This window comes from Streptomyces sp. NPDC002276 (genome assembly GCF_053891435.1).
Map to the genome: position 1 here is coordinate 270,793 of NZ_JBSFCQ010000007.1, position 25,321 is coordinate 296,113.

The following is a 25,321-nucleotide window of genomic DNA, read 5'->3' on the forward strand; positions in this document are numbered from 1 at the left end:
GAGAGGAGCGACCGTGCCCGACGAGAACGTAACCGTGAGATCCGAGCCCCCTCCACCGTCTCCACCGATTCCCCCCATTCCGGCGGTCGGCACGCTGGTCGTGGACGCGCAGGGCCGGATCGGGGAGTTCCGCGGCGAGTGGTGCGGCGCGTGGTCCCTGCGTCGCGTCACCGGCGGGACGGAGTGGACCGTGGCCCCCGAGGACGTACGACCGCCCACCCCCGAACAACGCCTGCGCGCCGAGACCGCCCGCGCGAACGCCCGAAGCCGGGGTGAGGTCCTGTGACCGTCCCGATCCGCCGCACCTTCCGCTTCGTCCACTGGACGCTGCGACCCGACCACGACGCCGATGCCGATGCCCCACCACTGGCATACGCGTTCCGGTGCCTCGCGCTCAAGGACGACGACACGGAGTGCGCCGCGCGATCCTCCCCGAGCAACGACCCGACAGAACCCCAGACTTGGGCCTTCGCCCACCTCCGCGAACACCCCGGGCACACCAGCTACGCCGAGGTGATCGAACGCCCGTGGGTGATGTGGGAGGAGGGTCCAACATGACGCCGACTCCGGTGTCAGGAACGCGAGCATCCTGGCGGCGATGGTGTCGAGGTCGCGTCCGAGGGGAACTGGAGGCTGTTCGACGGAATGACCGGTCCAGTGCCCCGGAAATGGAGCTGACCGGCGCTCCGGCGAGACTCTAGTGTCGGTGTCATGACCACCGGCCCCGCCCCCGACTGCCCAACCCCCGCCACCCCCAACTCCCCTGCCCCCGAGGCCACTTCGGGCACGCACCCCCCGCTCCTCACCCGCCCCCTTCTCCTCCGCTTCGTCAGCGTGGTCGGGGCCAGTCTCAGTTTCTTCCTGTTGCTGTCGGTCGTGCCGGCGTACGCGGCCGAGCGGGGCGGCGGGGGCGCGGCGGGGCTCGCAACCGGTTCGTTGATGCTCGCGACGGTGCTCGGGGAGCTGGTCACGCCCCGGCTGGTCGCGCGCTTCGGGTATCGGCTGACCCTGATCGCCGGGCTGTTCCTGCTCGGGGCACCGGCGTTGGTGCTGACCGTCTCCGGGCAGACCGCGTGGATCGTCGCGGTGTGCTTCGTACGAGGGCTCGGTTTCGCGCTGACGATCGTCGCGGGCGGAGCCCTCACCGCGTCGCTGATCCCGGATCAACGCCGGGGCGAGGGGCTCGCGTTGGTGGGTGTGGTGTCCGGGGTGCCATCGCTGGTCGGGCTGCCGCTGGGGCTGTGGCTGGCCGACCGCGTGGGCTACGGTCCGGTCGCCGTCACCGGCGGCCTCGCCGCGCTGGCCGCGATCGTCTTCGTCCTCGGGCTGCCGGACCGGGTGGAGCGCGAAGAGCAACCACTCGGTGTCGTACGGGGGTTGCGCACGGGCGCGCTGCTCCGGCCGGTCCTGGTCTTCGCGGCCACCGCCACCGCCGCCGGCATCCTGGTGACCTTCCTGCCGCTGGCCGTGCCGTCGGCGTCGGCCGGAGTCGTCGCGGCGGCCCTGTTCGTGCAGACCGCGACCTCCACCCTGACGCGCTGGCTCGCGGGCCGCCACGGCGACCGGCACGGCAGCGCGCGGCTCGTCCTCCCGGGCCTGCTCCTGTCGGCGGCGGGCGTCCTGGTCATCGCCCCAACTGCCGATCCGGTGGCCGTCATTGCGGGCACCGCCGTGTTCGGCGCGGGCTTCGGCATCACCCAGAACGCCACGCTGGCCCTGATGTACACCCGCGTCTCCGCCGCCTCGTACGGCACGGTCAGCGCCCTGTGGAACCTGGCCTACGACGGCGGAATGGGCGTAGGCGCGGCGGGCTTCGGCATCGCGGCGGGCCTGACGGGCTACCCGTGGGCCTTCGCGCTGACCGCGCTGCTCATGCTGGGGGCGATGGCACCGGCGTTGCGGGACCGGCGGCGCGAGGACGGGGTCACGGCGCGGCGGTCGGCCCCGTGACCGACTTGCCGTAGAGCGGGATCAGGGCCTGCGCAGCAGTACGGCACACCCCGCGAAGGTCGCCGCCGTGCAGATGAAGCAGCCCCACAGGCCCGTGCCCGGGGACGCGGACTCCAGGGCGGTGACCTCGGCCACGCCCAGGGCGCCGCCGTGGCCGCGGGCCAGGTCCTCGGCGGCGTACCGGTCGCGCTCGGCGACGGGTCTGCCGCAGTCGATCAGTACGGTGGACACGCCGGTCCCGGACAGCCGGTGCGCGGCGGCGAGCCCGGCAGGTCCCGCGCCGATGACGGCGGCGTCCCGGACGCCGTCGTGGCCGCGCAACGCGGTCTCGACCTCGCCGAGTTCGATGCGGTAGCCGCGCAGCTTGATCTGCTGGTCGTCGCGGCCCAGGTAGGCGAAGGAGCCGTCGGGCAGCGGCTTCAGGTCCTGGTCGTGGATCTCCAGCCGCAGGTGCGGCAGGCCCGCGCCGATCGGCGAGCGCACCGTGCCGTCGAAGTCGGCGTCGGTCAGGACGCGGTGGGTGGCGTAGACGGTGGTCTCGGTCGGGCCGTACATGTTGACGGCGGTGGGCGCGCGTTGCCCGGGTACGACTTGAGGAAGGCGGCGACCACGTCCAGGTCGATGCTCTCGCCCGCGAACACCAGGTGGCGCAGGGCGAGTTCGGGCCGCCCGGTCTCCTCGTAGGCCATCGCGAGGGAGCGTGGAGGAACTCCGGCGCCTGAGCGACGAGTTGGCGCGCCCGGCGCTGAAGGTGCACGCCCTGATCCGGCTCGCCCGCTCCGCGCGCAACCTGGGCGAGCCCGAGACCGCGCGCCGCCTCGTCGGGGAGGCGCTGCGGCTGAGCGAACAGCACCGGCTGCACGTGCCCTCCGCCGACGTGTCCCGCAGCAAGCCGCTGCTCGCCTCCACCGAGGCCGAGTTGGGCAACCTCGCGGAGGCCGCCCGGCCGGCCGGAGAGGTGTGCCACACGCCGCCCCGGACCGAGGGCACACTCGCCGCGGAGTCCTTCTGGGTCGCCGCCACCATCCACACCCGGCTGGGCCGGTTGCAGACCACACCGCCACGCATCGACGAGGCCGCCTCATGGCTCGACGCGGTGCGGTCGGCCCTCGATCTGGTCGGCTCCCCGCCGCACCGCCACGAGTTCCATTTCCCGCACGCCCAACTCCATTACTACAGGGGCGACTTGACCGGGTCCGCCCGGATTCCCTGCGCGGTCTCCTCGACACCCGCGCGGGTACCCCGGGCGCCCTGGACCGGCTGCGGAAGCCGGCCGAAACGGTGCGGGAGGCCGGCATGCCGGACCTGGCCGTCGCGATCTGGCGGGCGGTGGCGGAGCCGTCGGCGCAGACCGGCGGGTCACGGCGCCTTCCGGGCGCCCTCCAGCAGTTGGCGGAGACCCTCGGTGAGCCGGTCGGCGTCGGGGGCGGTCTTCGGGTCGAAGGTCCACTGCATGATGAGCCCGGACATCACGACCATGTAGAACGAGCCGAGCGTGTCGGCGGTCTCGTCCGACACCTCCTCCTCCGGTACTCCCATGAGCAGCGAGACCAGTCCCCGGCCGCCCTCGCGCTGCGCGAGCGCCAACTGGTCGCGGGCCTCGGGCAGTTGGTCGCCCATCGCCATGATCTCCCCGCTGAGCCGCCACATCGAACCGGGCTGACGGAGGGAGGCGACGACGTTCGACCACACCTCCCTGAACCGCTCCAGCGAGCCCGGCGCCCCTTCGAGCCGGTCGCCCCACTCGAAGGACGTGTCCTCCACCAGCGAGACGTACGCCTGCGCGAGCAGCGCGTCCTTCGAGCCGTAGTGGTAGCCGATGGACGCGAGGTTCGTCCCCGACTCCTTCACGATGTCGCGCGCCGTCGTGCGCGCGAACCCCTTCTCCAGCAGGCAGCGCTTCGCGCCTTCGAGCAGATCCTCACGGTGTCCCATGCCCGCCACCCTATCGCCGATCCATACAACCGTCCCATACAGACGACTTACACACCCGTTCTAGACAAGCGTTTAAGACGCGCGTACATTCACTGCCATGACGAACTCACCGAGCTCGACGAACCCCTCCGGCACCCCCAACTCCCTTGCCGGGCGCCGCGAATGGACCGCCCTCGGCGTCCTGATGCTCCCGCTGCTCCTCGTCTCCATGGACGTCTCCGTCCTCTACTTCGCCATCCCGGCGATCAGCGCGGACCTGGAGCCCAGCGGCACCCAGCAACTGTGGATCTTCGACATCTACGCCTTCGTCCTGGCGGGCCTGCTGATGACGATGGGCTCGATCGGCGACCGCATCGGCCGCCGCAGGCTCCTCCTGATCGGCGCCGCCGCCTTCGGCACCGCGTCCGTCATCGCCGCCTACGCGAACAGCGCCGAGACCCTCATCGCCGCCCGCGCGGTCCTCGGCATCGGCGGCGCGACCCTGATGCCCTCGACGATGGCGTTGCTGCGCACGATGTTCACCGACCCAGGCCAGCGTGCGAAGGCGATCGGCCTGTGGTCGGGCGTGATGACCGCAGGTGTCGCGCTCGGCTCGGTCCTGAGCGGTGTGCTCGTCCAGTACTTCTGGTGGGGCTCGGTCTTCCTGATCAACCTGCCCGCGATGGCGCTCCTGCTGGTGATCGGCCCGTTCCTGCTCCCCGAGTCCAAGAACCCCGCCCCCGGCCGCTTCGACTGGCCGAGCGTCCCCCTGTCGATGGCCGGCGTCCTGCCCGTGATCTACGGCCTCAAGGAGATCCCGTCCGAGGGCTGGCACGTCCAGTACGTCGTCTCGATCACGGTAGGCCTGCTCTTCGCGGCCCTGTTCGTCCACCGCCAGCGCACGACCGCCTCCCCGATGATCGACCCCACCCTGTTCCGGGCCCGAGGCTTCGCCCCCTCGGTCGTCCTCAACCTCCTCTCCGCCTTCGGGATGATGGGCTCGGCTTTCTTCACCACGCAGTACCTCCAGTCGGTACTCGGCAAGAGCCCGATGGAGGCGGCCCTGTGGGCGCTGCTCCCCTCGGTGCCGATCGGCGCGGCGGCCCCGCTCGCAACGACCCTCGTACAGAAGGGAGTTGACCGCGCCTACGTCGTCGCGGCCGGCTTCGCCCTCGCCGCCTGCGGCTACGGCATGCTCGCCGTCACCGGCACCGACGCCCTCTGGCCGGCCCTGGCCGCCGCCGGTGTCCTCGCCTCCGGGATCGTCATGGTGATGTCCCAGATCATGGATCTCGCGATGGGCAGCGCACCGGTGGAGAAGGCGGGCGTCGCGTCCTCGCTGATGGAGACGGGCGCGGAGTTCGGCGGCGCGCTCGGCATGGCGGTCCTCGGCTCCATCGGTACGGCGATCTACCGCCACGGCATCCCGGCCTCGGCCCCCGCCCCGGCCCACGAGACCCTCGGCGGCGCGCTGGCCGTCGCCCGGCAGCTACCGGGGCACGCGGGAGATGCCCTGGCCGCGACCGCCCGGGAGGCCTTCACCGACGGCATGCACGGCGCGGCGATCGCGGGGGCGGTACTGCTCCTGGGCGCGGCCTTCGCGGCGACGCGGACCCTGCGGGGGCTGCGGGTACCGGCCCAGGAAACCCCGGCGGAGGACGCGGCGAAGACCCCGGCATGATCCCCAACTACACAGAAACGCCGGTCGGGTTGAGGATTCCCTCCTCAACCCGCCCGGCGTTCACATGTGACGCGGGTTGGGCCTCAGGCCAGGTTCACCGAGCGAGCCGACGTCGCGCCGATCTCCTCGGCGACCTCCGCCAGCACATTCGCCGCCACCGTGTCGTCGACCGTCAGGACCGCCAGCGCCTCGCCGCCCGCGACCGACCGGGACACCTGCATACCGGCGATGTTGATGCCCGCCTCGCCGAAGACACGACCCACCGTGCCGACGACACCGGGACGGTCCTCGTACCGCAGCACCACCATGTGGTCGGCGAGCGCGAGGTCGACGTCGTAGTCGCCGACCGCGACGATCTTCTGGAGGTTCTTGGGACCGGCCAGCGTGCCGGAGACCGCGACCTCCTCGCCGTTGCTCAGCGTGCCGCGCACGGTGACGACGTTGCGGTGGTCGGCGGACTCGGAGCTGGTCGTCAGCCGTACCTCGACGCCGCGCTCCTGCGCGAACAGCGGGGCGTTGACGTACGACACGGTCTCGTCGACGACGTCCTCGAACACGCCCTTGAGCGCGGAGAGTTCGAGCACCTTGACGTCGTGCTGGGTGATCTCGCCGTAGACCTCGACGTCGAGGCGGACCGCGACCTCGCCCGCGAGCGCGGTGAAGATGCGGCCGAGCTTCTCGGCGAGCGGGAGGCCGGGCTTGACGTCCTCGGCGATGACTCCGCCCTGGACGTTGACCGCGTCGGGGACGAGTTCACCGGCGAGCGCGAGGCGCACCGACTTGGCGACCGAGACACCGGCCTTCTCCTGCGCCTCGTCCGTGGAGGCGCCGAGGTGCGGGGTGGAAACGACCTGGTCGAACTCGAAGAGCGGGGAGTCCGTGCAGGGCTCCTTCGCGTACACGTCGAGGCCGGCGCCGGCGACGCGGCCCTCCTTGAGCGCGGAGTACAGCGCCTCCTCGTCGACGATCCCGCCACGCGCGGCGTTGACGATCCGCACGGTCGGCTTGACCTTGCGCAGCGCCTCGTCGCCGATCAGACCGACCGTCTCGGGGGTCTTGGGCAGGTGCACGGTGATGAAGTCGGAGACTTCGAGCAGCTCGTCCAACGACAGGATCTTGACGCCCATTTGGGCAGCGCGCGCGGGCTGGATGTAGGGGTCGTAGGCGACGACCTTCATCCCGAACGCGGACATGCGCTGCGCGACGAGCGCGCCGATGCGGCCGAGGCCGACGACGCCGAGGGTCTTCTCGGCCAGCTCGACGCCCGTGTACTTGCTGCGCTTCCACTCGCCGTTCTTCAGCGCGGCGTTGGCCTGCGGGATGTGGCGTGCGGTCGCCAGCAGCAGACCGCAGGCCAGCTCGGCGGCGGTGACGATGTTCGAGGTGGGGGCGTTGACGACCATCACGCCGGCCTTGGTGGCGGCGGAGACGTCGACGTTGTCCAGGCCGACGCCGGCTCGTGCGACGACCTTCAACTTCCGTGCGGCGGCGACCGCTTCGGCGTCGACCTTGGTGGCCGAACGGATCAGGATCGCGTCCACGTCGGCGATCGCGGGGAGCAGCTCGCCCCGGTCCGCGCCGTTGCAGTGCCGGATCTCGAAGTCCGGGCCAAGGGCGTCCACCGTCGCGGGCGACAGCTCTTCAGCGATGAGTACGACAGGTTTCGAGCTCACGTGAGTCCTCACAAGTCCATTGCGTGCGGACGGCCGTCCCGACGGCCGCAGGCGGTGGAGGTACGGGCCGCGTGGAGACGCACGACGCTGTGGGCCTGACGCGTATGTAGTACGGCAGTGTAGTGGCGCCCTGACAGTCGTCCTGCGCCTCTGCGGAAGGATCACCCGTCCGAGGCTGGACGGGTTGGACAATTGGGCAAAGGGGCCGGAGCAAGCGCTCCGGCCCCTCGGCCTCAGGCGGCCTTACGCCTCTTCGTCGACCCAGCTCATCAGCTTGCGGAGCTGCTTGCCGGTGGTCTCCAGCAGGGACTCGGCGTCCTTCTGCTTGTACTCGTTGTACTTCTTCAGGCCACCGTGGTACTCGGCCATCCACTCACGCGCGAACGTGCCGTCCTGGATCTCGGCGAGGACCTGCTTCATCGTGGCCTTGGTCTCGTCCGTGATGATCCGCGGGCCAGTGACGTAGTCGCCCCACTCGGCGGTCTCGGAGATCGACCAGCGCATCTTCTCCAGGCCGCCCTCGTACATGAGGTCGACGATGAGCTTCAGCTCGTGCAGGCACTCGAAGTACGCGATCTCGGGCTGGTAACCGGCCTCGGTCAGCGTCTCGAAACCGGCCTTGACCAGCGCGGCCGTACCACCGCAGAGAACGGCCTGCTCACCGAACAGGTCGGTCTCGGTCTCCTCGGTGAAGGTGGTCTTGATGACGCCGGCGCGGGTGCCGCCGATGCCCTTCGCGTACGACAGGGCGAGCGCGAAGCCGTTGCCGGTCGCGTCCTGCTCGACGGCCGCGATACACGGAACGCCGCGGCCCTCCTCGTACTGGCGGCGGACGAGGTGGCCCGGGCCCTTGGGGGCGACCATGCAGACGTCGACGCCGGCCGGGGGCTTGATGAAGTCGAAGCGGATGTTCAGGCCGTGGCCGAAGAACAGCGCGTCGCCGTCGTTGAGGTTGTCCTTGATGGACTCCTCGTAGACCTGGGCCTGGATCGGGTCCGGCACCAGGATCATGATGACGTCGGCCTCGGCGGCGGCCTCGGACGGCGTCACCACGCGCAGGCCCTGCTCCTCGGCCTTCGCCTTGGACTTGGAGCCCTCGTGCAGACCGACGCGCACGTCGACGCCGGAGTCACGGAGCGACAGCGCGTGGGCGTGGCCCTGGCTGCCGTAGCCGATGACCGCGACCTTGCGGCCCTGGATGATGGACAGGTCGGCGTCGGCGTCGTAGAACAGCTCGGCCACTTTGGGTTCTCTCCTTGGTGTGCAGGTGTTGCGTCCCACCGTATGACGGCGGGCGGAATCGAAGGTCGGGGGTCTCGGAATGCGGGCGGCCGGGGCCGCCCGCAGACGGGTCTACGCGGAGCGGTCGAGCGCGCGCAGCGAGCGGTCGGTGATGGAGCGGGCGCCGCGTCCGATGGCGATCGTGCCGGACTGGACCAGTTCCTTGATGCCGTACGGTTCCAGCATCTTGAGCATGGCGGTCAGCTTGTCGCTGGAGCCGGTGGCCTCGATGGTGACGGCCTCCGGGGAGACGTCGACGGTCTTGGCGCGGAACAGCTGGACGATCTCGACGATCTGGGAGCGCGTCTCGTTGTCGGCGCGCACCTTCACCAGAACGAGTTCGCGCTGAACCGCGGAACCCGGCTCCAGTTCGACGATCTTCAGCACGTTGACGAGCTTGTTGAGCTGCTTGGTGACCTGTTCGAGCGGGAGTGCCTCGATCACGTTCACCACGATCGTGATGCGGGAGATGTCGGGGTGCTCGGTGACGCCGACGGCGAGGGAGTCGATGTTGAAGCCGCGCCGGGAGAACAGGGCGGTGATCCGGGCGAGGACACCTGGCTTGTTCTCGACCAGGACGGAGAGCGTGTGCTTGGACATTTCTCTGTGGTCTCTCTCGCTCAGTCGTCTTCGTTGTCGCCGAAGTCGGGGCGGACGTCCCGGGCGAACATGACCTCGTCGTTGGAGGTGCCGGCGGCGACCATCGGCCACACCATGGCGTCCTCGTGGACGATGAAGTCGATCACGACGGGGCGGTCGTTGATCGAGTTCGCCTCCTCGATGACCTTGTCGAGGTCGTCGGGGGACTCGCAGCGGATCGCGTAACAGCCCATCGCCTCCGACAACTTGACGAAGTCGGGGATGCGCGTGCCGGCGCTCGGCTGCTTGCCGTCGGCCTCCGGGCCGCTGTGCAGCACGGTGTTGGAGTAGCGCTGGTTGTAGAACAGGGTCTGCCACTGGCGGACCATGCCGAGGGCGCCGTTGTTGATGATGGCGACCTTGATCGGGATGTTGTTCAGGGCGCAGGTGGTGAGTTCCTGGTTGGTCATCTGGAAGCAGCCGTCGCCGTCGACCGCCCAGACCGTACGGTCCGGGGCGCCGGCCTTGGCACCCATCGCGGCCGGGACCGCGTAGCCCATCGTCCCGGCGCCACCCGAGTTGAGCCAGGTCGCCGGCTTCTCGTACTGGATGTAGTGCGCGGCCCACATCTGGTGCTGGCCGACGCCCGCCGCGAAGATCGTTCCCTCCGGGGCGAGTTGGCCGATGCGCTCGATGACCTGCTGCGGGGAGAGCGAGCCGTTGTCGGGCTGCTCGTAGCCGAGCGGGTAGGTCTCGCGCCAGCGGTTGAGGTCCTTCCACCATGCGCTGTAGTCGCCGGTGTGGCCCTCGCTGTGCTCCTTCTGCACGGCCTGCACCAGATCGGCGATGACCTCGCGGGCGTCCCCGACGATCGGCACGTCGGCCGCGCGGTTCTTGCCGATCTCCGCGGGGTCGATGTCGGCGTGGACGATCTTCGCGAAGGGCGCGAAGCTGTCCAGCTTGCCGGTGACGCGGTCGTCGAAGCGGGCTCCGAGGGCGACGATCAGGTCGGCCTTCTGAAGCGCGGTGACGGCGGTGACCGCACCGTGCATGCCCGGCATTCCCACGTGCAGCTCGTGACTGTCGGGGAATGCGCCGAGCGCCATCAGGGTGGTGGTGACGGGCGCTCCGGTGAGTTCTGCGAGGACCTTCAGCTCGGCGGTGGCGTGGGCCTTGAGGACGCCGCCGCCGACGTAGAGGACGGGCCGCTTCGCGGCGGTGATCAGCTTGGCGGCCTCGCGGATCTGCTTGGCGTGCGGCTTGGTCACCGGGCGGTAGCCGGGCAGGTCCATGACCGGCGGCCAGGAGAAGGTGGTCTTCGCCTGGAGGGCGTCCTTCGCGATGTCGACCAGCACCGGGCCCGGGCGGCCGGTGGAGGCGATGTGGAAGGCCTGCGCGATGACGCGCGGGATGTCCTCGGCCTTGGTGACCAGGAAGTTGTGCTTGGTGACCGGCATCGTGATGCCGACGATGTCCGCCTCCTGGAAGGCGTCCGTACCGATCGCCTTGGACGCGACCTGCCCGGTGATCGCCACGAGCGCCACCGAGTCCATGTGCGCGTCGGCGATCGGGGTCACGAGGTTGGTGGCGCCGGGGCCCGAGGTCGCCATGCAGACGCCGACCTTGCCGGTGGCCTGTGCGTAGCCGGTGGCCGCGTGGCCCGCGCCCTGCTCGTGCCGGACCAGGACGTGACGCACCCGCGTCGAGTCCATCAGCGGGTCGTACGCCGGAAGGATCGCACCGCCGGGGATGCCGAACACCGTGTCGGCCCCGACTTCCTCAAGAGAGCGGATGAGGGACTGCGCGCCCGTGACGTGCTCGGGGGCGGACTGCTGTCCTCCGGATCGGGGCCGCGGCTGCGGATGGGCCCCGGTGGCCTGCTCGGTCATCGTCATTCTCTTCTCGATGCTGAGGGTTTTTGCGAGGTTTGTGCGGGGTTCTACTGCTGCACGACTGGATCCTGTGCAACAAAAAACCCCTCGTGCCGTGAGGCAAGCGAGGGGAGCGCGCCGGGTGCGGTCGCTGGGAGTTCCGGGTCCGTCCGGACGTCACCAGCTTCAGCCGACGCGCTTTCCAAGTACGAGAATTCGGGTGCGCATGGGACTGACCCTCCCCCCGGCACGCACCGACTGTCAAGTGGGTGGGACGGGAGTCTCATTATGTGAGCGGAGGGCCGTTCCGCCACCGAAAACCACCGGCACGTTACTGGTGTACACCCCCGCGCTGCCGCCCGCGAACGCGGGCTCCGCGGGCCCGTGCGGCACCGGATAGTGGCCGCAGGACAGGGCCCGGCGCAGCCGGTACTCGTCCAGCGGCCCGGAGAAGGCCATGCCCTGCCCGTGCGTACAGCCCATCGCGCGCAGGGCGACCACCTGTTCCGGCAGGTCGACGCCGTCGGCCACGGACTGGAGCCCGAGGTCCCCGGCGATCCGCAGCAGCCCGCTGGTGATCTTGTGCAGCCGCGCGGACTCCACGACTCCCTCGACCAGACTGCGGTCCAGTTTCAGTACGTCGACGGGGAGCCGCCGTAGCGTCGTGATGGTCGCGTAGCCGCTGCCGAAGCCGTCCAGGGCGATCCGGACGCCCAGCCGCCGCAGGGCGGTCAGCCGGCGCTCCAGCTCGTCCAGGGACACCCGGGGGTCGGTGTCGGACAGCTCGACCACCAGGGAGCCCGACGGCAGCCCGTGCCGGGTCAGCAGGGCCTCGATCGAGCCGAGCGGCATCGACTTGTCCAGCAGCCGCCGGGCGCTCATCCGTACGGCCACGGACACGGCGGGCCCGGCCGCGAGGCGCTCGGCGGCCTGCTCCACGGCCTCCTCCAGCATCCAGCGCCCCAGCTCGGCGGTCCGGTCGCTGTCCTCGGCCACCCGCAGGAACTCGGCCGGCGTGAACAGCACCCCCTGCGACGACCGCCAGCGCGCCTGCGTGGAGACCGAGGTGATCCGGCCGTCCGTCAGCGACACCACGGGCTGGTGCAGCAGCGCGAACTCGCCGTCGTGCAGCGCGGCCCGCAGCCGCGTCGCCAACTCCGCCTTCCGTACGACGTCCTGCTGCATCTGCGGGGCGTACAGCTCGACCCGGCCCTTGCCCGCCCCCTTCGCGCGGTACATCGCGAGGTCGGCGTTGCGCAGCAACTCCCCCGCGCCCAGGCCCGGTTCGGCGAAGGCGACGCCGATGGAGGCGGCGACACGGACATCGTTGCCGTCGATCACGTACGGCTGGGACAGGGTGATTCTCAGGCGGTCGGCGAGTTCCATGATGTGCCGCTCGCGGGCGGCCCGGTCCCGAGTGCCGTCGCCGACGATCAGGGCCGCGAACTCGTCGCCGCCGAGCCGGGAGGCGGTGTCGCCGTGCCGGACCGCCGCGTGCAGCCTGCGGGCGGCCTGCACGAGGAGTTCGTCACCGGCCTGGTGGCCGATGGTGTCGTTGACGGCCTTGAAGCCGTCGAGGTCGATGAAGAGGACGGCCGTGCCGCGGTCGGTGGAGCGGCGGCCGGACAGGGCCTGCTGGACGCGCTGGGTGAACAGGGCGCGGTTGGGCAGGTCGGTGAGCGGGTCGTGCTCGGCGTTGTGCTGCAACTGCGCCTGGAGGCGCACCCGTTCGGTCACGTCCCGGCTGTTGAAGATGAGGCCGCCGTGATGGCGGTTGACGGTCGACTCGACGTTGAGCCAGCCGCCGTCGCCGGAGCGGAAGCGGCACTCGATACGGGTGTTGGACTCCTCGAAGGGGCTGGCGGCGAGGAAGCGGCGCACCTCGTGGACCACACAGCCGAGGTCCTCGGGGTGGATGAGCGAGGCGAGTTCGTTGCCGACGAGTTCCTCCGCGGCCTTGCCGTAGACACCGGCGGCGGCCGGGGAGACGTAGCGCAGGATGCCGTTCGGGGCGGCGATCATGATGACGTCGCTGGAGCCCTGCACCAGGGAGCGGAAGTGGTTCTCCTTCTGGGCCAACTCCTGGGTGAGGGTGATGTTGTCGAGCAGCATGATGCCCTGGCGGACCACGAGGGCGAGCACCACGCAGCCCGCGGTGATCAGCACCACGCGGTCGGGGCTGCGGCCGTTGAGGACGTTGTAGAGGATCCCCAACGTGCAGACGGCGGCGGCGAGATACGGGGTGAGCGCGGCCAGCGAACCGGAGATGGGGCGGGTGGCCGGATACCGCCCGTGGTCGGCGCCCGGCGCGGCGGGCTGCGGCTGGACACCGGTGCGCTGTCCGGGCCGGTGTTCGTGCACCACGCGCGTGTGCCCGTCGTCCTCGGGCTGGGTGTGCCGGGGTGCGGCCCAGGGGGCGTAGGCGAGGAGCAGTGAGCCGGCGAACCAGCCCGCGTCGAGCAACTGGCCCGAGTGGTAGTTGTTGTGGAGCAGCGGCGAGGTGAACAGGGCGTCGCACATCACAGTCAGGGCCAGCGCGCCGATCGCGGTGTTCACGGCGGTCCGGTTGACCGAGGAACGCCGGAAGTGCAGTGCGAGCACCATGCTGACCAGGGCGATGTCGAGCAGCGGGTACGCCAGGGAGAGCGCGGTGTGGGCCACGCTCGGCCCGTCGAACTTGGCGGCCTGGGCGAGCGCGAGGCTCCACGACAGCGTGAGCAGCGAGCCGCCGATCAGCCAGGCGTCGAGCGCCAGACAGACCCAACCGGCTTTGGTGACGGGCCGTTTGGCCAGCACCAGGAGGCCGACGATGGCGGGCGGCGCGAAGCACAGGAAGAACAGGTCGGCGAAGCTGGGGCTGGGCACGGGCCGCTCCAGGACGACCTCGTACCACCCCCAGACCCCGTTGCCCAGTGCCGCCATCGCCGAGGAGAGCGAGAACAGCAGCCAGGCGGGTCGAAAGCGGATACGGCGGCTTCGCGCGTAGAGGAAGCAGGAGACGGCGGCGGTACCGGCCGCCGCGCTGAGCCCGAAGTCGCCCATGATCAGGGCGACTTGGGCGGAACCCCAGTCGAGCGCGGAACCGACGGCGTATCCCGCGCACACCAGGGCCAGGACGAGTTGCTGGACCAGGCTCCAGCCACCGCCGGAACCCGGCGGGCGTGGCTGCCGCGCTCCCGGTGAAGTCCGGTCCCGGAGCGCCCCGTTGAGGGTGGTCGTCGGAGACGGTGGCGAACTCACCGGGCCCTCCCGGTCCGCGTCGCTCCCGGGTCCCGCAGGCCCCGGTGTGCCGAATGGGCGTGCCTGCGGCGGCTGTTGTGCCTGCGGTGGTGATGGCTGGAGTGGCTGTGCTGTCCGCCCTGACCGCCGCGGCTGCCGTGACCGCTGTGATTGCCGTGGTGGCCGCGTCTGCGCGCGGTGGTACGCCAGGGTCGCCGTCGGCGGCCCCGCCGCGTCGGATCGCTCGTCCATAGGCCGTGCATCGCCCGTCGCCCCCCTCACAGTCTGAAATGTCCGTCCCGGCGCCGAACGGTGCGCGGCGCAGCCCCTGCGGGGACGATACACCAGTCTCGTCACTCAGGGACATAGTTCCTCTACGCTCCGTGACGACCAGCAGAGATGTGCGCACGCCCCGCTTCCGGAAGGTTGCGGAGGGTACCGGAAGCGGACCGCACGCCTGCTGCGACTACTCAGTTGGTCCTGTCGTAAGGATCACGTTGCGCAGCGGCTCATGGTTCACGAACCGTCCCAACTGGTCCACAACCAGACGCTTCGCACGCGGCAGGAACGCCGACGTGGGCCCGCCGACGTGCGGACTGATCAGCACGCCCGGCGCCTGCCACAACGGGTGCCCCTGGGGCAGCGGTTCGGGGTCGGTGACGTCCAACGCGGCGGTGATACGGCCGCTTTCCAGCTCCGCGAGCAGCGCCTTCGTGTCCACGACGGGACCGCGGGCCACGTTCACCAGCAGCGCCCCGTCCTTCATCCGGGCCAGGAACTCGGCGTCGACCAGGTGCCGGGTGGTCTCGGTGAGGGGCGTGGACAGGATGACGACGTCCGCTTCCGGGAGCAGGGCGGGCAGTTCGGTGAGCGGATGCACCGGCCCGCGCGCGGTGGTACGAGCGGAGCGCGCCACCCGCGCCACCCGCGCGAGCTCGAAGGGAGTGAGCCGGTCCTCGATGGCGGAACCGATGGAGCCGTAGCCGACGATGAGGACTGAACGGTCGGCGAGCGCCGGGTGGAAGTCGCCCTGCCAGTGCTCCTGTTGCTGCGCCCGCACGAACTGCGGGATACCGCGCAGCGAGGCGAGGGTCAGCGCGAGCGCGAGTTCGGCGGTGCTCGCCTCGTGCACCCCGCGGGCGTTGCACAGCCGCACCCCCGGGACGATCAGGGAGAGGTTCGCGGTCATGTCGTCGATCCCGGCCGTCAGCGTCTGAATGACCTGAAGATTCCGCATGTGTTCGAGCGGCCGCGTCTTCACGGGATGACGCTTCATGTACGGCACGACGTACAGAACGCAGTCCGCCGGGTCGCCGGGGAACTCCTGATCGCCCTCCTCACCTCCGTCCCAGAACAGGTAGTTGGGCCCCACGGGGAGCCCTTCGATCTCCTCCGGCGGGATGGGCAGCCACACGTCGACAGTCATGGTCAGGAGGCTATGGCAAGGCCACGCGCGCGTAGAGGTTAGGTTGGTGGGTCTGGAGAGGGAGGGTCACGAGCAGGTGGAGCGCAGGACGATCGGCGCGGGGGCGCTCTCGATGGGGGCCGTCGGGCTCGGCTGCATGCCGATGAACTGGGCCTACAGCGGGTCGCGGCAGCGGGGCGACGAGTCGGTCAGGGCCGTGCACCGGGCGCTCGACCTGGGCATGACGCTGCTGGACACCGCCGACATGTACGGCCCGTTCACCAACGAGCTTTTGTTGGGGCGGGTGTTGAAGGAACGGCGGCGGGACGCGTTCGTGTCGACCAAGGTCGGTCTGCTGGTCGGCGAGCAGCACATCGTGGCCAACGGCCGCCCCGGCTATGTGAGACGCGCCTGCGACGCCTCGCTGCGCCGCCTCCAGACCGAGGTGATCGACCTCTACCAACTGCACCGCGCCGACCCCGAGGTCCCGGTCGAGGAGACCTGGGGTGCGATGGCGGATCTCGTACGGGCCGGAAAAGTAAGGGCGTTGGGGGTGTGCGCGGTCGGGGCCCGCGCCGCACGCCGGCCCGGGGCGCGGCTGCATGACGGAACGATCCGCCAACTCCAGCGCGTGCAGCAGGTGTTCCCGGTGACGGCGGTGCAGGCCGAGCTGTCGGTGTGGTCGGCGGAGGCGTTGGACGCGCTGCTGCCGTGGTGCGCGGCGCGCGGGGTCGGATTCTTGGCCGCGATGCCGCTCGGCAACGGCTTCCTGACCGGCACCCTGACCCCGGGCGAGGGCTTCGAACCGGACGACGTGCGCGCCCGGCACCCCCGCTTCACCGCCGAGATGACCGCCGCGAACCAGCCGATCGTGGCAGGCCTGCGCCGCGTGGCCCGCCGGCACGGCCCGGAGGTCACCCCGGCGCAGGTGGCCCTGGCCTGGGCACTGGCGCAGGGCCCGCACGTGGTGCCTGTGCCGGGCACCAAGCAGGAGCGCTGGGTGACGGAGAACGCGGGGGCGGCGGAACTCCGCCTCACCCCGGAGGACCTCACGGAGGTGGCGGAACTTCCGGCCGCACTGGGCTCCTGGGACTGACCGCCGTAGGCACGACAGGGCTCGATCCCGCGTCGGTCGTCGGTGATCGGGAACCTGTGCGGCGCGAGCGGTGTATGACAAGGAGAACCCGCCCGTCGAAGGGACCTGATCGTGCAACGTCGAGTCGTGTCGGCCGCCCTGGCCGTGACCGCGCTCCTGCTGACGGCCGGCTGCTCCTCCGGAGACAGCACCCTGCCGGGCACCCGCACCACCGCGCCGTCCGGCGGCGCCGGTACGGCCACGGGGTCGTCGTCCTCCGGACAGCCCGCCGCGCAGCTCCCGCCCGCCAAGGGCACGGTGAAGGTACTGCGCACGGTCACCGAGGGCCTCAAGACCCCCTGGGGCCTGGCCCCGCTGCCCGACGGAAACCTGCTCGTCTCCTCCCGCGACGACGGCACGATCACCCGGATCACCGAGAAGACCGGCCGGAAGACCGAGCTGGGCAGTGTCTCCGGGGTCTCCGCGGCGGGCGAGGGCGGCCTCCTCGGCATCGCGCTCTCCCCGGACTACGCCTCGGACCACATGATCTACGCCTACTTCACCTCCGCCTCGGACAACCGCATCGTCCGCATGCTGTACGACGAGAAGAAGCCCGCCGGTGAGCAGCTGGGCGCACCGGACACGATCTTCAAGGGCATCCCCAAGGGCTATATCCACAACGGCGGCCGGATCGCCTTCGGCCCGGACGGCATGCTGTACGCGGGCACGGGCGAGACCGGTCAGCGGGGTCTCGCGCAGGACAAGAAGTTCCTGGGCGGCAAGATCCTGCGGCTGACGCCGGAGGGCGACCCGGCGCCGGGCAACCCGTTCGCGAACTCGCCGGTGTACACCTACGGCCACCGCAATGTGCAGGGTCTGGCCTGGGACTCCAAGCAGCGGCTGTTCGCCTCGGAGTTCGGCCAGGACACCTGGGACGAGCTGAACGCGATCACTCCGGGCGACGACTACGGCTGGCCGAACGCTGAGGGCAAGGGCAGCGACCCCAAGTACCACAACCCGATCGCCCAGTGGCACACCGACGACGCCTCCCCCAGCGGCATCGCCTATGCCGAGGGCTCCATATGGATGGCGGGCCTGAAGGGGCAGCGGCTGTGGCGCATCCCGCTGGACGGCACGAAGGCCTCGGCCGCCCCGCAGGCCTTCCTCACCGGCGAGTACGGCCGCCTGCGCACGGTGGTGTCGGCCGGCGACGACAAGCTGTGGCTGGTCACCAGCAACACGGACGGCCGGGGCACGCCTAAGTCGGGGGACGACCGGATTCTGGAGCTTCAGGTGTCGTAGCGGAGGCGTCGGTCTCCTCGCCGGAGGGGTCCGGCGCGCGGACGACGACCTTGCCGGACTCCAGGTCTATCGGGCCGCGTCCGGGGTCGCCGTCGGCGACGTCGACCCTGGTCAGCTCCAGCCGGTTGGCCTCGTCCTGGGTGTGCTTGCGGCCCGGTGAGAACAGTTCCTCGAACATGTTGAACACGGGGCCTCCCCTGGCCGGTCTCCTACAGCGTACGACTCATCCGGCCGAACGCACGGTGAGCGGGTCGGGCGGGAACAGCCCCAGCCGGTGGGCCACCGCCGCCGCCTCGCCCCGGCCGGAGACGCCCAGCTTGCCGAGGATGTTCGAGACGTGGACGCTCGCGGTCTTCGGGGAGATGAAGAGTTCCTCGGCGATCTGGCGGTTGGTGCGGCCGGCGGAGACCAGGCGCAGGACGTCGCGCTCCCGGCTGGTGAGGCCGAGCGCCTTCGAGGGGTCGGCGGGGACGGCTCTCGGCGCCGGGACCCTGGTGAGCGTCAGCCGGGCCCGCTGGGCGAGCAGGGCGACGGAGTCGGCGAGGGGGCGGGCGCCCAGGTGCTCGGCGACGGCGCCGGACAGCCGGAGGAGTTCGGTGGCGCGGTCGCGCCGGTCGTCACCGCTGCCGCCGTCGGTACCTGTGGCGCCGTCGGTCCCTGTGCCGCCGTCGGTGCCGGTGCCGGTGTCGTCCCCGCCGGTCTCGGACAGGAGCGCTTCGGCCAGGCGGTGGCGGACGCGGGCGAGGTCGTAGGGGCGGTCGAGGCGTTCGAAGATGGCGACCGCCTCGGACCAGTCGTCCGGGGTGCAGCGGCCCTCGGCGCGCAGCAGTTCGGCGCGGAGCCAGCGTTCGTGCGCCTGCCAGACGGGCACGTGGGTGGCGGCCCGCTTGGCGGTCTCCCTGATGCGTTCGACGGCCTCGGGGCGGCCGGGGTCGGCGCCGGGCAGGCCGACGGCCTGGCTCTCCGCGATGGCCGCGGTGAGCAGCAGGGGCCAGACGTCGAACTGCTCTCCGGGCCGGAAGCCGGAGTCCAGCGCCCGTCCGAGTGCGGCCCGGGCGTCCAGGGGGTGGCCTTCGGCGGCGGCGATCTGGATCGCGATCCGCTCCAGGGGCTGGTGGTGCTGGGGTACGAGGTCGAGGGTGCCGAAGTGTTCGCGGGCCGCGGCCAGTTGGCGGCGGGCCTCGGCCACATCGCCCTGGGCGAGGGCGAGTTCGGCGCGGACCGTGGCGTGGAAGCCGCGCGGTTTGGACCGCCGGCTCACGCGCTCCGCCTTGGTCACGGCCGCGGTGGCCTCGTCCCAACGGCCCAGGGTGAACAGGGATTCGGCGAGGTTTCCCCAGATCCACGCCTCTTTGTCGAACTGGCCGAACTCCTTGAGGTAGGCGAGCCCCGCCTCCAGGATCGGCACGGCCTCGCGGGAGCGGCCGACCGTTTCGAGGAAGGACGGGAGGTTGACGAAGCTACGGCCGGCGACGGTGGTGATGCCCTCGGCGACCGTCCGTTCGTTGACCTCGGTCAGTTCGGCGAGGCCCGCCTCGACGTCGCCGGACGCGACCATGAGGCCGGCCAGGGTGAGGCGGGCGTCCATCTCGATCTCGCGGGCGCCCACCATCCGCGCGTACTCGACCGCGCGCTCGGCGGCCACGTAGGCGTCCGGTCCCGGCACATGGACCATGGACCAGCCGGCGACCTGGGCCAGAACCTCCGCGTGCACCTCGGAGGGCGGCAGGCCGCGGACGAGTTCCTGGGCGGCGGCCAGTTCGGGCCAGCCGTCGCCGCGGTCCTGGTGCCGGACCAGGATGGAGCGCTGCACCCAGAACCAGGCGGCCCGCAGCGGGTCCTTCTCGTCCTCCAGGAGGTGCAGGGCCCGCTTGGTGATCTTCAGGGCGCGCTCGCGCTCCCCGCTGAGCCGCCCGGCGACGGCGGCCTCCGCCATCAGGTCGAGGTAGCGCAGGGGTGTGGTCTCCGGCTCGCAGCCGCAGGGAGGATAGACCTCGGTGTAGTCGACGGGGCGCAGGTCCGCGCGCACGGCGTCGGGGACGGTGTCCCACAGCTCCATCGCCCGCTCCAGGAGCCGCAGTTGCTCGGAGTGGGCGTGCCGGCCGCGGGCCGCGACGGAGGCGTCCAGGACGGCGGGGAGCGCCTTGGCGGGGTCGTGGGCGTGGTACCAGTAGCTCGCCAGCCGCATGACGCGCTGGTCGGCGGGGACCAGCGTCGGGTCGGCCTCCAGGGCTTCGGCGTAGCGGCGGTTGAGGCGGGAGCGCTCGCCGGGCAGCAGGTCGTCGCCGACCGCCTCGCGGACCAGGGAGTGCCGGAAGCGGTAGCCGTCGCCGCCGGGCGCGGCCTGGAGGATGTTGGCGCCGACGGCCGCCCGCAGGGCCTCGATGAGGTCGTCCTCGGCGAGCCGGGCGACGGCGGCGAGCAGTCGGTACTCGACGGTGGAGCCGCCCTCGGCGACGATCCGGGCGACCCGCTGGGCGCTCTCGGGCAGTGACTCGACGCGGACGAGGAGCAGGTCGCGCAGGGAGTCGGTGAGGCCGGTGCGGCAGCCGTCCTGGGCGGCGACGGCGAGTTCCTCGACGAAGAAGGCGTTGCCGTCGGAGCGTTCGAAGATCTCGTCGACCTGGACGGGGTCGGGTTCGGCGGCGCGGATGCCGGCGATCTGGCGGCCCACTTCCTGCCGGTTGAAGCGGCCGAGTTCGATCCGGCGGACCGTGCGGAGCCGGTCGAGTTCGGCGAGGAGGGGGCGCAGCGGGTGACGGCGGTGGATGTCGTCCGCGCGGTAGGTGGCGAGGACGAGGAGGCGGCCGGTGCGCAGGGTGCGGAAGAGGTAGGCGAGGAGGTGGCGGGTGGAGGCGTCGGCCCAGTGCAGGTCCTCCAGGGCGACGACGACCGTGCGGTCGGCGGCGACGCGCTCCAGGAGGCGCGCGGTGAGTTCGAAGAGGCGGGCCATGCCCTCCTCGTCGCTGCGGCGGGCCCGGTGCGCGGTGGGGGTCTCCGCCAACTCGGGGAGCAGCCGGGCGAGTTCCTCCTCCTGGCCGGCGGCGGCCGTGGCCAGTTCGGCGGGGAGTTCGCGGCGCAGGGCGCGCAGGGCGGTGGAGAACGGGGCGAAGGGCAGGCCGTCCGCGCCGATCTCGACGCAGCCGCCGAGCGCGACGACGGCGCCCCGGCGGCAGGCGGTGGTGGCGAACTCCTCGACGAGCCGGGTCTTGCCGACGCCGGCCTCGCCGCCCAGCAGCAACGCCTGCGGCTCGCCCGCGGCAGCGCGGGCGAGCGCGTCGTTCAGCGTGTCCAGTTCGTCGGCCCGGCCGACGAAGACCGGACTGACGGACCTGGTCTCCACGGTCCCGAGGATGTCACGCGGGTCTGACAACGCGGCACCCGTTTTCGGGAGGGCGAGCGCCGGCAGGAGCGTCCCGCCGGTCCCCCGGGCGGGCGCGGTACGGCCGCCCTCCCGCGCCCGGCCGGTCACGAGGCGCGGGCGAACAGGTGCCTGCGCGGGCGTTCGGTATGCACCTCGCTCTCGGCGGCCTGCCGGGCCTGCTCGCGGCGGGCGGCGCGGGCGCTGCGGACGGCCTCGCGGGCCAGCCGCTCGTTGGCGGCCTGTCGGCGGAGTTCGGCGGAACGGAGCTGGTGGATCTCGTACTCGTACATCTCAAGTCCCTTGGTGGAGGCGGTTTTCGGGCTTCGCTTTCCGCGATGCCTCAACCTTCGTCTCCAAGGGGGGTCCGCCACATCGGGAGAGTTCCGCATCTTGCGGGGCCGGGCGGGCCTTAGACGTGCGTAAGGGGCCTCAGGTCCTCCGTAAGGTGCTTACGGAGGACCTAAGACCCCTGATGAACTGCGGTGACTCAGGTCGCGGACGGCATGGCGAGCAGGGCGTCGGTGTACTTGAGGACGGCCAGGAGCAGGCCTACGACGCCGAGCACGACGCCCGCCCAGGCGACCGACTTGATCCAGGTGGCCTGCGGCTTGCCCGGGGTGCCGAAGGCGGGCCGGACGAGCGCGCCGACACCCACGAGGGCGGCCACGAGCGCGAAGAGCCCGGCCCACATCGCGGTGGCGTGCCAGGAGGTGCCGTAGACCTCCTTGATCTGGGTGGCCACGCTCGCGGTGGACGCGGTGTGGAGCTGGCCGTTGAGCTGCGCGCGGGCGCCGGCGAGGGTGCCGATCCAGCCGCCGGAGAGCGAGATGAAGCCGAGCGCGGCGGAGACCACGGCGGCGGCACCCTGGCCGACGCCGGAGGAGCTTTCCGGCTCCTCAAGCCCGAGCTTCGCGAGCTCGGCCGCGTACTCCTCCTCGGTGAGGTCGTCCTCGTCCTCGGAGGCCTCGGCCTCGGCCTCGGTGGCCTCCGCGCTCGCGGATTCCTGCTCGGTGACTTCCTCGTCGGTCTTGGTGACATCGGTCTTCGTCACATCGGTCTTGGTGACGTCGACGGTTTCCGCGTCGCTCTTCACCTCGGTGGCCTCGTTCGCGGCCTCGTCAACAGTCTTGGTACCCATGGTGCGCACGGTAGGGGTGGTTTCTGAGAAGTTCCTTAAAGATCGGCGTGCGCGGCACGCGCGCGTGCCTCGCGCCACTCGGGGGCGAGCACGGACCACACCTCGATGTCGTGCCGAACGCCCCCGTAGGGGTGTGACTCGCGCAGGACACCGTCCCTGGTCATGCCCATGCGGCGGGCAACATTCAGGCTCTTCTCATTGCCCGCGGCGGCATGCCACTCGACCCGGTGGACACCGCGCTGTTCGACGGCGAAGTCGATGAGAATCCGTATCGCGCGCGTGATCAGCCCGCGCCCGGCCGCGGCGGGTTCCAGCCAGCAGCCGACCTCACAGTTGCCCTGGTCGGCGTGGAAGTTGAGGAAGAGGACACCGCCGACGAGCTTGCCGTCCAGCCAGATGCCGTGCAGGGACGCGCTGTCGGCGGCGCGCAGGTCGGCGTAGCGCTGGAGTTCCCCCCGCGCCGACTCGACGTCCGTCGCCTTGGACCCGAACGAGATGTACTGGCCGATGAACTCCCGGCCGCGCTCCAGGTGGGCGAGGAACTCCTCGGCGTGCCACGGCTCCAGGGGACGCAGTTCGGCCCCGTCGTCACCCAGGGATATCGCGTACATCCTGCTCCCGCTCCTTCGCCAGTACGTCCGCCACCTCGGCGTCCGTCGCAGCGGCCAGCCTCTCATGGGCGGCGCGGCACTCGGGGGGCTCGATGCTGATGCGGGGCAGGACGCGGTCGAGGCGGCGGGGCAGCCACCAGTTGGCGCCGCCGAGCAGGTGCATGAGGGCGGGCACCAGCAGCGTACGGAGCACGAAGGCGTCCAGGGCGACGGCGGAGGCGAGCGCGATGCCGAACATGGCGATCACGCGGTCGCCGCTGAGCACGAAGGCGAGGAAGACCGAGATCATGATGACGGCGGCCGAGTTGATGACCCGGCTGGTCTCGGCGAGTCCGACGCGGACGGCCCGCCGGTTGTCGCCGGTTTCCAGCCATTCCTCGTACATCCGGCTGACCAGGAAGACCTGGTAGTCCATCGAGAGCCCGAAGAGGACGGACACCATGATCACGGGGAGGAAGGGTTCTATCGGTCCGGCGCGTCCCAGGCCGAGGTACTCACTCCCCCAGCCCCATTGGAAGATCGCGACGACGACTCCGAAGGCGGCGGCCACGGCGGCGACGTTCATCGCGGCGGCCTTGAGCGGGATGCCGACGGACCGGAACGCGAGCAGGAGCAGCACACACCCGAGCGAGATGACGACCCCGACGAACAGCGGGAGCTTGCCGACGATGACGTCCGCGAAGTCGTCGTAGCTCGCCGTCACCCCGCCGACGTGGATGTCCAGCGAGGTGCCCGTCTCGGCCCGGGGCAGTACCTCGGTGCGCAGCCGGTCGACGAGGTCGCTGGTCTTCTGGGACTGCGGGGCCGAGTCCGGTACGACGCTGAAGTACCCGGTGGAACCGCCGCTGTCGTAGGTCACCGGCGTCACGGAGGCGATGCCCTCGGTGGTGCGCAGGGTGGCGTCGAGGTTGTCGAGGATGAGCTTGTCCTCGGCGCCGTCGATCTTCGTGACGAGGGTGAGGGGACCGTTGACGCCAGGCCCGAAACCGTCCGCCAGGAGGTCGTAGGCCTGCCGACTGGTCGACGTCTTCGGGTCGTTGCCCTGGTCGGAGGTGCCGAGGTGGAGCGCGAGCGTCGGCAGGGCGAGGACGGTGATGACGACCAGGGCGAGGGCGCCGAGGAGTTTGGGGTGGCGCTCGACGAACGCGGACCAGCGGGCGGCGAGGCCGGTGGGCAGCTCCGGCTGGGGCCCGTGCTCGGCGAGCCGGCGCCGTTCGCGGCGGCTGAGGGCGCGGGGTCCGATGAAGGACAGCAGGGCCGGGAGGAGCGTGACGGAGGCGGCGACGGTGAGCATCACGGTCAACGAGGCGGCGATCGCGACCCCGTTGAGGAAGCCGAGGCGCAGGATCAGCATCCCCAGGAGGGCTATGCACACCGTGGCGCCCGCGAAGACGACCGCGCGCCCGGTGGTGACGACCGCGTTGGTGACCGCCTCGGTGACGGACAGTCCGCGTTTCAGTCCGCGCCGGTGCCGGGTCACGATGAACAGGGCGTAGTCGATGCCCACGCCGAGCCCGACCAGCATGCCGAGCATGGGCGCGAAGTCGGCGACGGTCATCGCGTGCCCGAGGAGCACGATCGCCGCGTACGCGGTACCGACGCTCAACAGGGCGGTGCCAATGGGCAGTAGGGAGGCCGCGAGGGACCCGAAGGCGAGGAACAGGACGAGGGCGGCGACGGCGACCCCGACGATCTCGGCGGTGTGCCCGCTCGACGACTCGGTGAGCGCGATGGCGCTGCCGCCCAGCTCGACCTGGAGCCCGTCGGTCTCGGCGGCCTTCGCGGCGCGGACGACCGCCTGGGCCTGGGACTTGTCGATGTCCTCGGCCTGGTGCGCGAAGGTGACGGTGGCGTAGGCGGTCCGCCCGTCAGCGCTGATCCGGCCGGTGCCCTGCCCGTCGTACGGGCTGACCACGGAGGCGACTCCGGGCAGACCGGAGATCTTGTCCAGGGCGTCGGTCATGGTCTGTTCGACGTCGGCGGCGCGGACGGAACCGGGCGAGGTGCGCCAGACGACGGTGTCGCTGTCGCCGCCGAGGCCCGGAAACGCCTCCTTGAGAAGCTGCGTCGCACGGCCCGACTCGGTGCCGGGGGCCTCGTAGTCGTTCGAGTACGCCGAGCCGGTGACGGCGGCGGCAGCGGTGACCCCGCCGAACGCGAGGAGCCACAGCAGGACGGCGGCGAGGCGGTGCCGAACACACCAGCGGGCAAGGGCTGCCACGAACGTGCTCCCGGGGATGGCGAATTGTGGATCTTTG

At 71.1% G+C, this 25,321-nt stretch carries 21 protein-coding genes; 6 read left to right on the top strand and 15 right to left on the bottom strand.

The window, feature by feature from the left end:
• The first annotated feature begins 13 nt into the window (after positions 1 to 13).
• From ACWIHT_RS20335 to ACWIHT_RS20345, 3 genes are all read left to right on the top strand, one after another.
• Complete coding sequence (locus ACWIHT_RS20335) at positions 14 to 286, top strand: hypothetical protein (RefSeq protein ID WP_456169512.1); 273 nt, start codon at positions 14 to 16, stop codon at positions 284 to 286.
• Complete coding sequence (locus tag ACWIHT_RS20340) at positions 283 to 558, top strand: DUF7848 domain-containing protein (RefSeq protein WP_456169514.1); 276 nt, start codon at positions 283 to 285, stop codon at positions 556 to 558. The genes ACWIHT_RS20335 and ACWIHT_RS20340 overlap by 4 nt, the downstream gene beginning before the upstream one ends.
• Positions 559 to 711: 153 nt before the next feature.
• A complete protein-coding gene (locus ACWIHT_RS20345) occupies positions 712 to 1,950 on the top strand; it encodes an MFS transporter (protein WP_456169515.1) in 1,239 nt (412 codons plus the stop codon).
• Positions 1,951 to 1,971: 21 nt separating this feature from the next.
• Here ACWIHT_RS20345 and ACWIHT_RS20350 read toward each other — a convergent pair whose 3' ends face one another.
• The 3 genes from ACWIHT_RS20350 to ACWIHT_RS20360 form a co-directional block, all read right to left on the bottom strand.
• On the bottom strand, positions 1,972 to 2,505 hold the full coding sequence (locus ACWIHT_RS20350; protein ID WP_456169516.1) for an FAD-dependent monooxygenase: 534 nt from the start codon (positions 2,503 to 2,505) through the stop codon (positions 1,972 to 1,974).
• Positions 2,457 to 2,639 (bottom strand): hypothetical protein, encoded by a 183-nt coding sequence (locus tag ACWIHT_RS20355; protein ID WP_456169517.1) that lies wholly within the window; start codon positions 2,637 to 2,639, stop codon positions 2,457 to 2,459. Before ACWIHT_RS20355 ends, ACWIHT_RS20350 begins: the two co-directional genes overlap by 49 nt.
• 670 nt (positions 2,640 to 3,309) lie before the next feature.
• A complete protein-coding gene (locus ACWIHT_RS20360; RefSeq protein WP_456169518.1) occupies positions 3,310 to 3,885 on the bottom strand; it encodes a TetR/AcrR family transcriptional regulator in 576 nt (191 codons plus the stop codon).
• 97 nt (positions 3,886 to 3,982) lie between these two features.
• Between ACWIHT_RS20360 and ACWIHT_RS20365 the strand changes: the two genes are divergently transcribed.
• On the top strand, positions 3,983 to 5,545 hold the full coding sequence (locus ACWIHT_RS20365) for an MFS transporter (protein ID WP_456169520.1): 1,563 nt from the start codon (positions 3,983 to 3,985) through the stop codon (positions 5,543 to 5,545).
• A gap of 83 nt (positions 5,546 to 5,628) precedes the next feature.
• Here the strand turns inward: ACWIHT_RS20365 and serA are convergent, their stop codons facing one another.
• The 6 genes from serA to ACWIHT_RS20395 form a co-directional block, all read right to left on the bottom strand.
• On the bottom strand, positions 5,629 to 7,218 hold the full coding sequence (serA, locus tag ACWIHT_RS20370) for a phosphoglycerate dehydrogenase (protein WP_456169521.1): 1,590 nt from the start codon (positions 7,216 to 7,218) through the stop codon (positions 5,629 to 5,631).
• Positions 7,219 to 7,461: 243 nt separating this feature from the next.
• Positions 7,462 to 8,460, bottom strand: a complete 999-nt coding sequence (ilvC, locus tag ACWIHT_RS20375; protein WP_043680264.1) for a ketol-acid reductoisomerase — start codon at positions 8,458 to 8,460, stop codon at positions 7,462 to 7,464.
• A gap of 111 nt (positions 8,461 to 8,571) precedes the next feature.
• The gene (gene ilvN, locus ACWIHT_RS20380) at positions 8,572 to 9,099 is read right to left on the bottom strand and encodes an acetolactate synthase small subunit (RefSeq protein WP_019068659.1); all 528 of its coding nucleotides are present in this window, start codon (positions 9,097 to 9,099) and stop codon (positions 8,572 to 8,574) included.
• A gap of 20 nt (positions 9,100 to 9,119) precedes the next feature.
• Complete coding sequence (locus ACWIHT_RS20385) at positions 9,120 to 10,973, bottom strand: acetolactate synthase large subunit (RefSeq protein ID WP_456169522.1); 1,854 nt, start codon at positions 10,971 to 10,973, stop codon at positions 9,120 to 9,122.
• A 237-nt stretch (positions 10,974 to 11,210) separates the two neighbouring features.
• Complete coding sequence (locus tag ACWIHT_RS20390; RefSeq protein ID WP_456169523.1) at positions 11,211 to 14,189, bottom strand: putative bifunctional diguanylate cyclase/phosphodiesterase; 2,979 nt, start codon at positions 14,187 to 14,189, stop codon at positions 11,211 to 11,213.
• Between the two features lie 445 nt (positions 14,190 to 14,634).
• Positions 14,635 to 15,594 (bottom strand): 2-hydroxyacid dehydrogenase, encoded by a 960-nt coding sequence (locus tag ACWIHT_RS20395; protein ID WP_456169524.1) that lies wholly within the window; start codon positions 15,592 to 15,594, stop codon positions 14,635 to 14,637.
• A gap of 76 nt (positions 15,595 to 15,670) precedes the next feature.
• On the opposite strand from ACWIHT_RS20395, the gene ACWIHT_RS20400 reads away from it, so the two are divergent.
• Together ACWIHT_RS20400 and ACWIHT_RS20405 are read left to right on the top strand one after the other, a co-directional pair.
• Positions 15,671 to 16,669: an aldo/keto reductase gene (locus ACWIHT_RS20400; protein WP_456169654.1), complete on the top strand. Its 999-nt coding sequence runs from the start codon at positions 15,671 to 15,673 to the stop codon at positions 16,667 to 16,669.
• Between the two features lie 126 nt (positions 16,670 to 16,795).
• On the top strand, positions 16,796 to 17,950 hold the full coding sequence (locus tag ACWIHT_RS20405) for a PQQ-dependent sugar dehydrogenase (protein ID WP_456169655.1): 1,155 nt from the start codon (positions 16,796 to 16,798) through the stop codon (positions 17,948 to 17,950).
• Here ACWIHT_RS20405 and ACWIHT_RS20410 read toward each other — a convergent pair.
• The 6 genes from ACWIHT_RS20410 to ACWIHT_RS20435 all read right to left on the bottom strand — a co-directional run bounded on the left by ACWIHT_RS20410 (position 17,907) and on the right by ACWIHT_RS20435 (position 25,284).
• Positions 17,907 to 18,137, bottom strand: coding sequence for a DUF6191 domain-containing protein (locus tag ACWIHT_RS20410; RefSeq protein ID WP_456169525.1), 231 nt, complete (start codon positions 18,135 to 18,137; stop codon positions 17,907 to 17,909). The two genes, ACWIHT_RS20405 and ACWIHT_RS20410, sit on opposite strands and share 44 nt — an antisense overlap.
• A 36-nt stretch (positions 18,138 to 18,173) precedes the next feature.
• Positions 18,174 to 21,305 (bottom strand): helix-turn-helix transcriptional regulator, encoded by a 3,132-nt coding sequence (locus tag ACWIHT_RS20415; protein ID WP_456169656.1) that lies wholly within the window; start codon positions 21,303 to 21,305, stop codon positions 18,174 to 18,176.
• Positions 21,306 to 21,418: 113 nt separating this feature from the next.
• Positions 21,419 to 21,604: a hypothetical protein gene (locus ACWIHT_RS20420; RefSeq protein ID WP_456169526.1), complete on the bottom strand. Its 186-nt coding sequence runs from the start codon at positions 21,602 to 21,604 to the stop codon at positions 21,419 to 21,421.
• 197 nt (positions 21,605 to 21,801) lie between these two features.
• Positions 21,802 to 22,452, bottom strand: a complete 651-nt coding sequence (locus ACWIHT_RS20425; protein WP_456169527.1) for a hypothetical protein — start codon at positions 22,450 to 22,452, stop codon at positions 21,802 to 21,804.
• 35 nt (positions 22,453 to 22,487) lie between these two features.
• Positions 22,488 to 23,063 (bottom strand): GNAT family N-acetyltransferase, encoded by a 576-nt coding sequence (locus ACWIHT_RS20430; RefSeq protein WP_456169529.1) that lies wholly within the window; start codon positions 23,061 to 23,063, stop codon positions 22,488 to 22,490.
• Positions 23,041 to 25,284 (bottom strand): MMPL family transporter, encoded by a 2,244-nt coding sequence (locus ACWIHT_RS20435; RefSeq protein ID WP_456169530.1) that lies wholly within the window; start codon positions 25,282 to 25,284, stop codon positions 23,041 to 23,043. The genes ACWIHT_RS20430 and ACWIHT_RS20435 overlap by 23 nt, the downstream gene beginning before the upstream one ends.
• Positions 25,285 to 25,321: the final 37 nt, after the last annotated feature.

What these genes read in the sequence shown, in the direction of transcription:
- ACWIHT_RS20355 (WP_456169517.1), bottom strand. Translation starts at nt 2,639, where the DNA reads ATGGCCTACGAGGAGACCGGGCGGCCCGAACTCGCCCTGCGCCACCTG.
- ilvN (WP_019068659.1), bottom strand. Translation starts at nt 9,099, where the DNA reads ATGTCCAAGCACACGCTCTCCGTCCTGGTCGAGAACAAGCCAGGTGTC.
- ACWIHT_RS20350 (WP_456169516.1), bottom strand. Translation starts at nt 2,505, where the DNA reads ATGTACGGCCCGACCGAGACCACCGTCTACGCCACCCACCGCGTCCTG.
- ACWIHT_RS20365 (WP_456169520.1), top strand. Translation starts at nt 3,983, where the DNA reads ATGACGAACTCACCGAGCTCGACGAACCCCTCCGGCACCCCCAACTCC.
- ACWIHT_RS20430 (WP_456169529.1), bottom strand. Translation starts at nt 23,063, where the DNA reads ATGTACGCGATATCCCTGGGTGACGACGGGGCCGAACTGCGTCCCCTG.
- ACWIHT_RS20420 (WP_456169526.1), bottom strand. Translation starts at nt 21,604, where the DNA reads ATGTACGAGTACGAGATCCACCAGCTCCGTTCCGCCGAACTCCGCCGA.
- ACWIHT_RS20425 (WP_456169527.1), bottom strand. Translation starts at nt 22,452, where the DNA reads ATGGGTACCAAGACTGTTGACGAGGCCGCGAACGAGGCCACCGAGGTG.
- ACWIHT_RS20395 (WP_456169524.1), bottom strand. Translation starts at nt 15,594, where the DNA reads ATGACTGTCGACGTGTGGCTGCCCATCCCGCCGGAGGAGATCGAAGGG.
- ACWIHT_RS20360 (WP_456169518.1), bottom strand. Translation starts at nt 3,885, where the DNA reads ATGGGACACCGTGAGGATCTGCTCGAAGGCGCGAAGCGCTGCCTGCTG.
- ACWIHT_RS20345 (WP_456169515.1), top strand. Translation starts at nt 712, where the DNA reads ATGACCACCGGCCCCGCCCCCGACTGCCCAACCCCCGCCACCCCCAAC.
- ACWIHT_RS20385 (WP_456169522.1), bottom strand. Translation starts at nt 10,973, where the DNA reads ATGACGATGACCGAGCAGGCCACCGGGGCCCATCCGCAGCCGCGGCCC.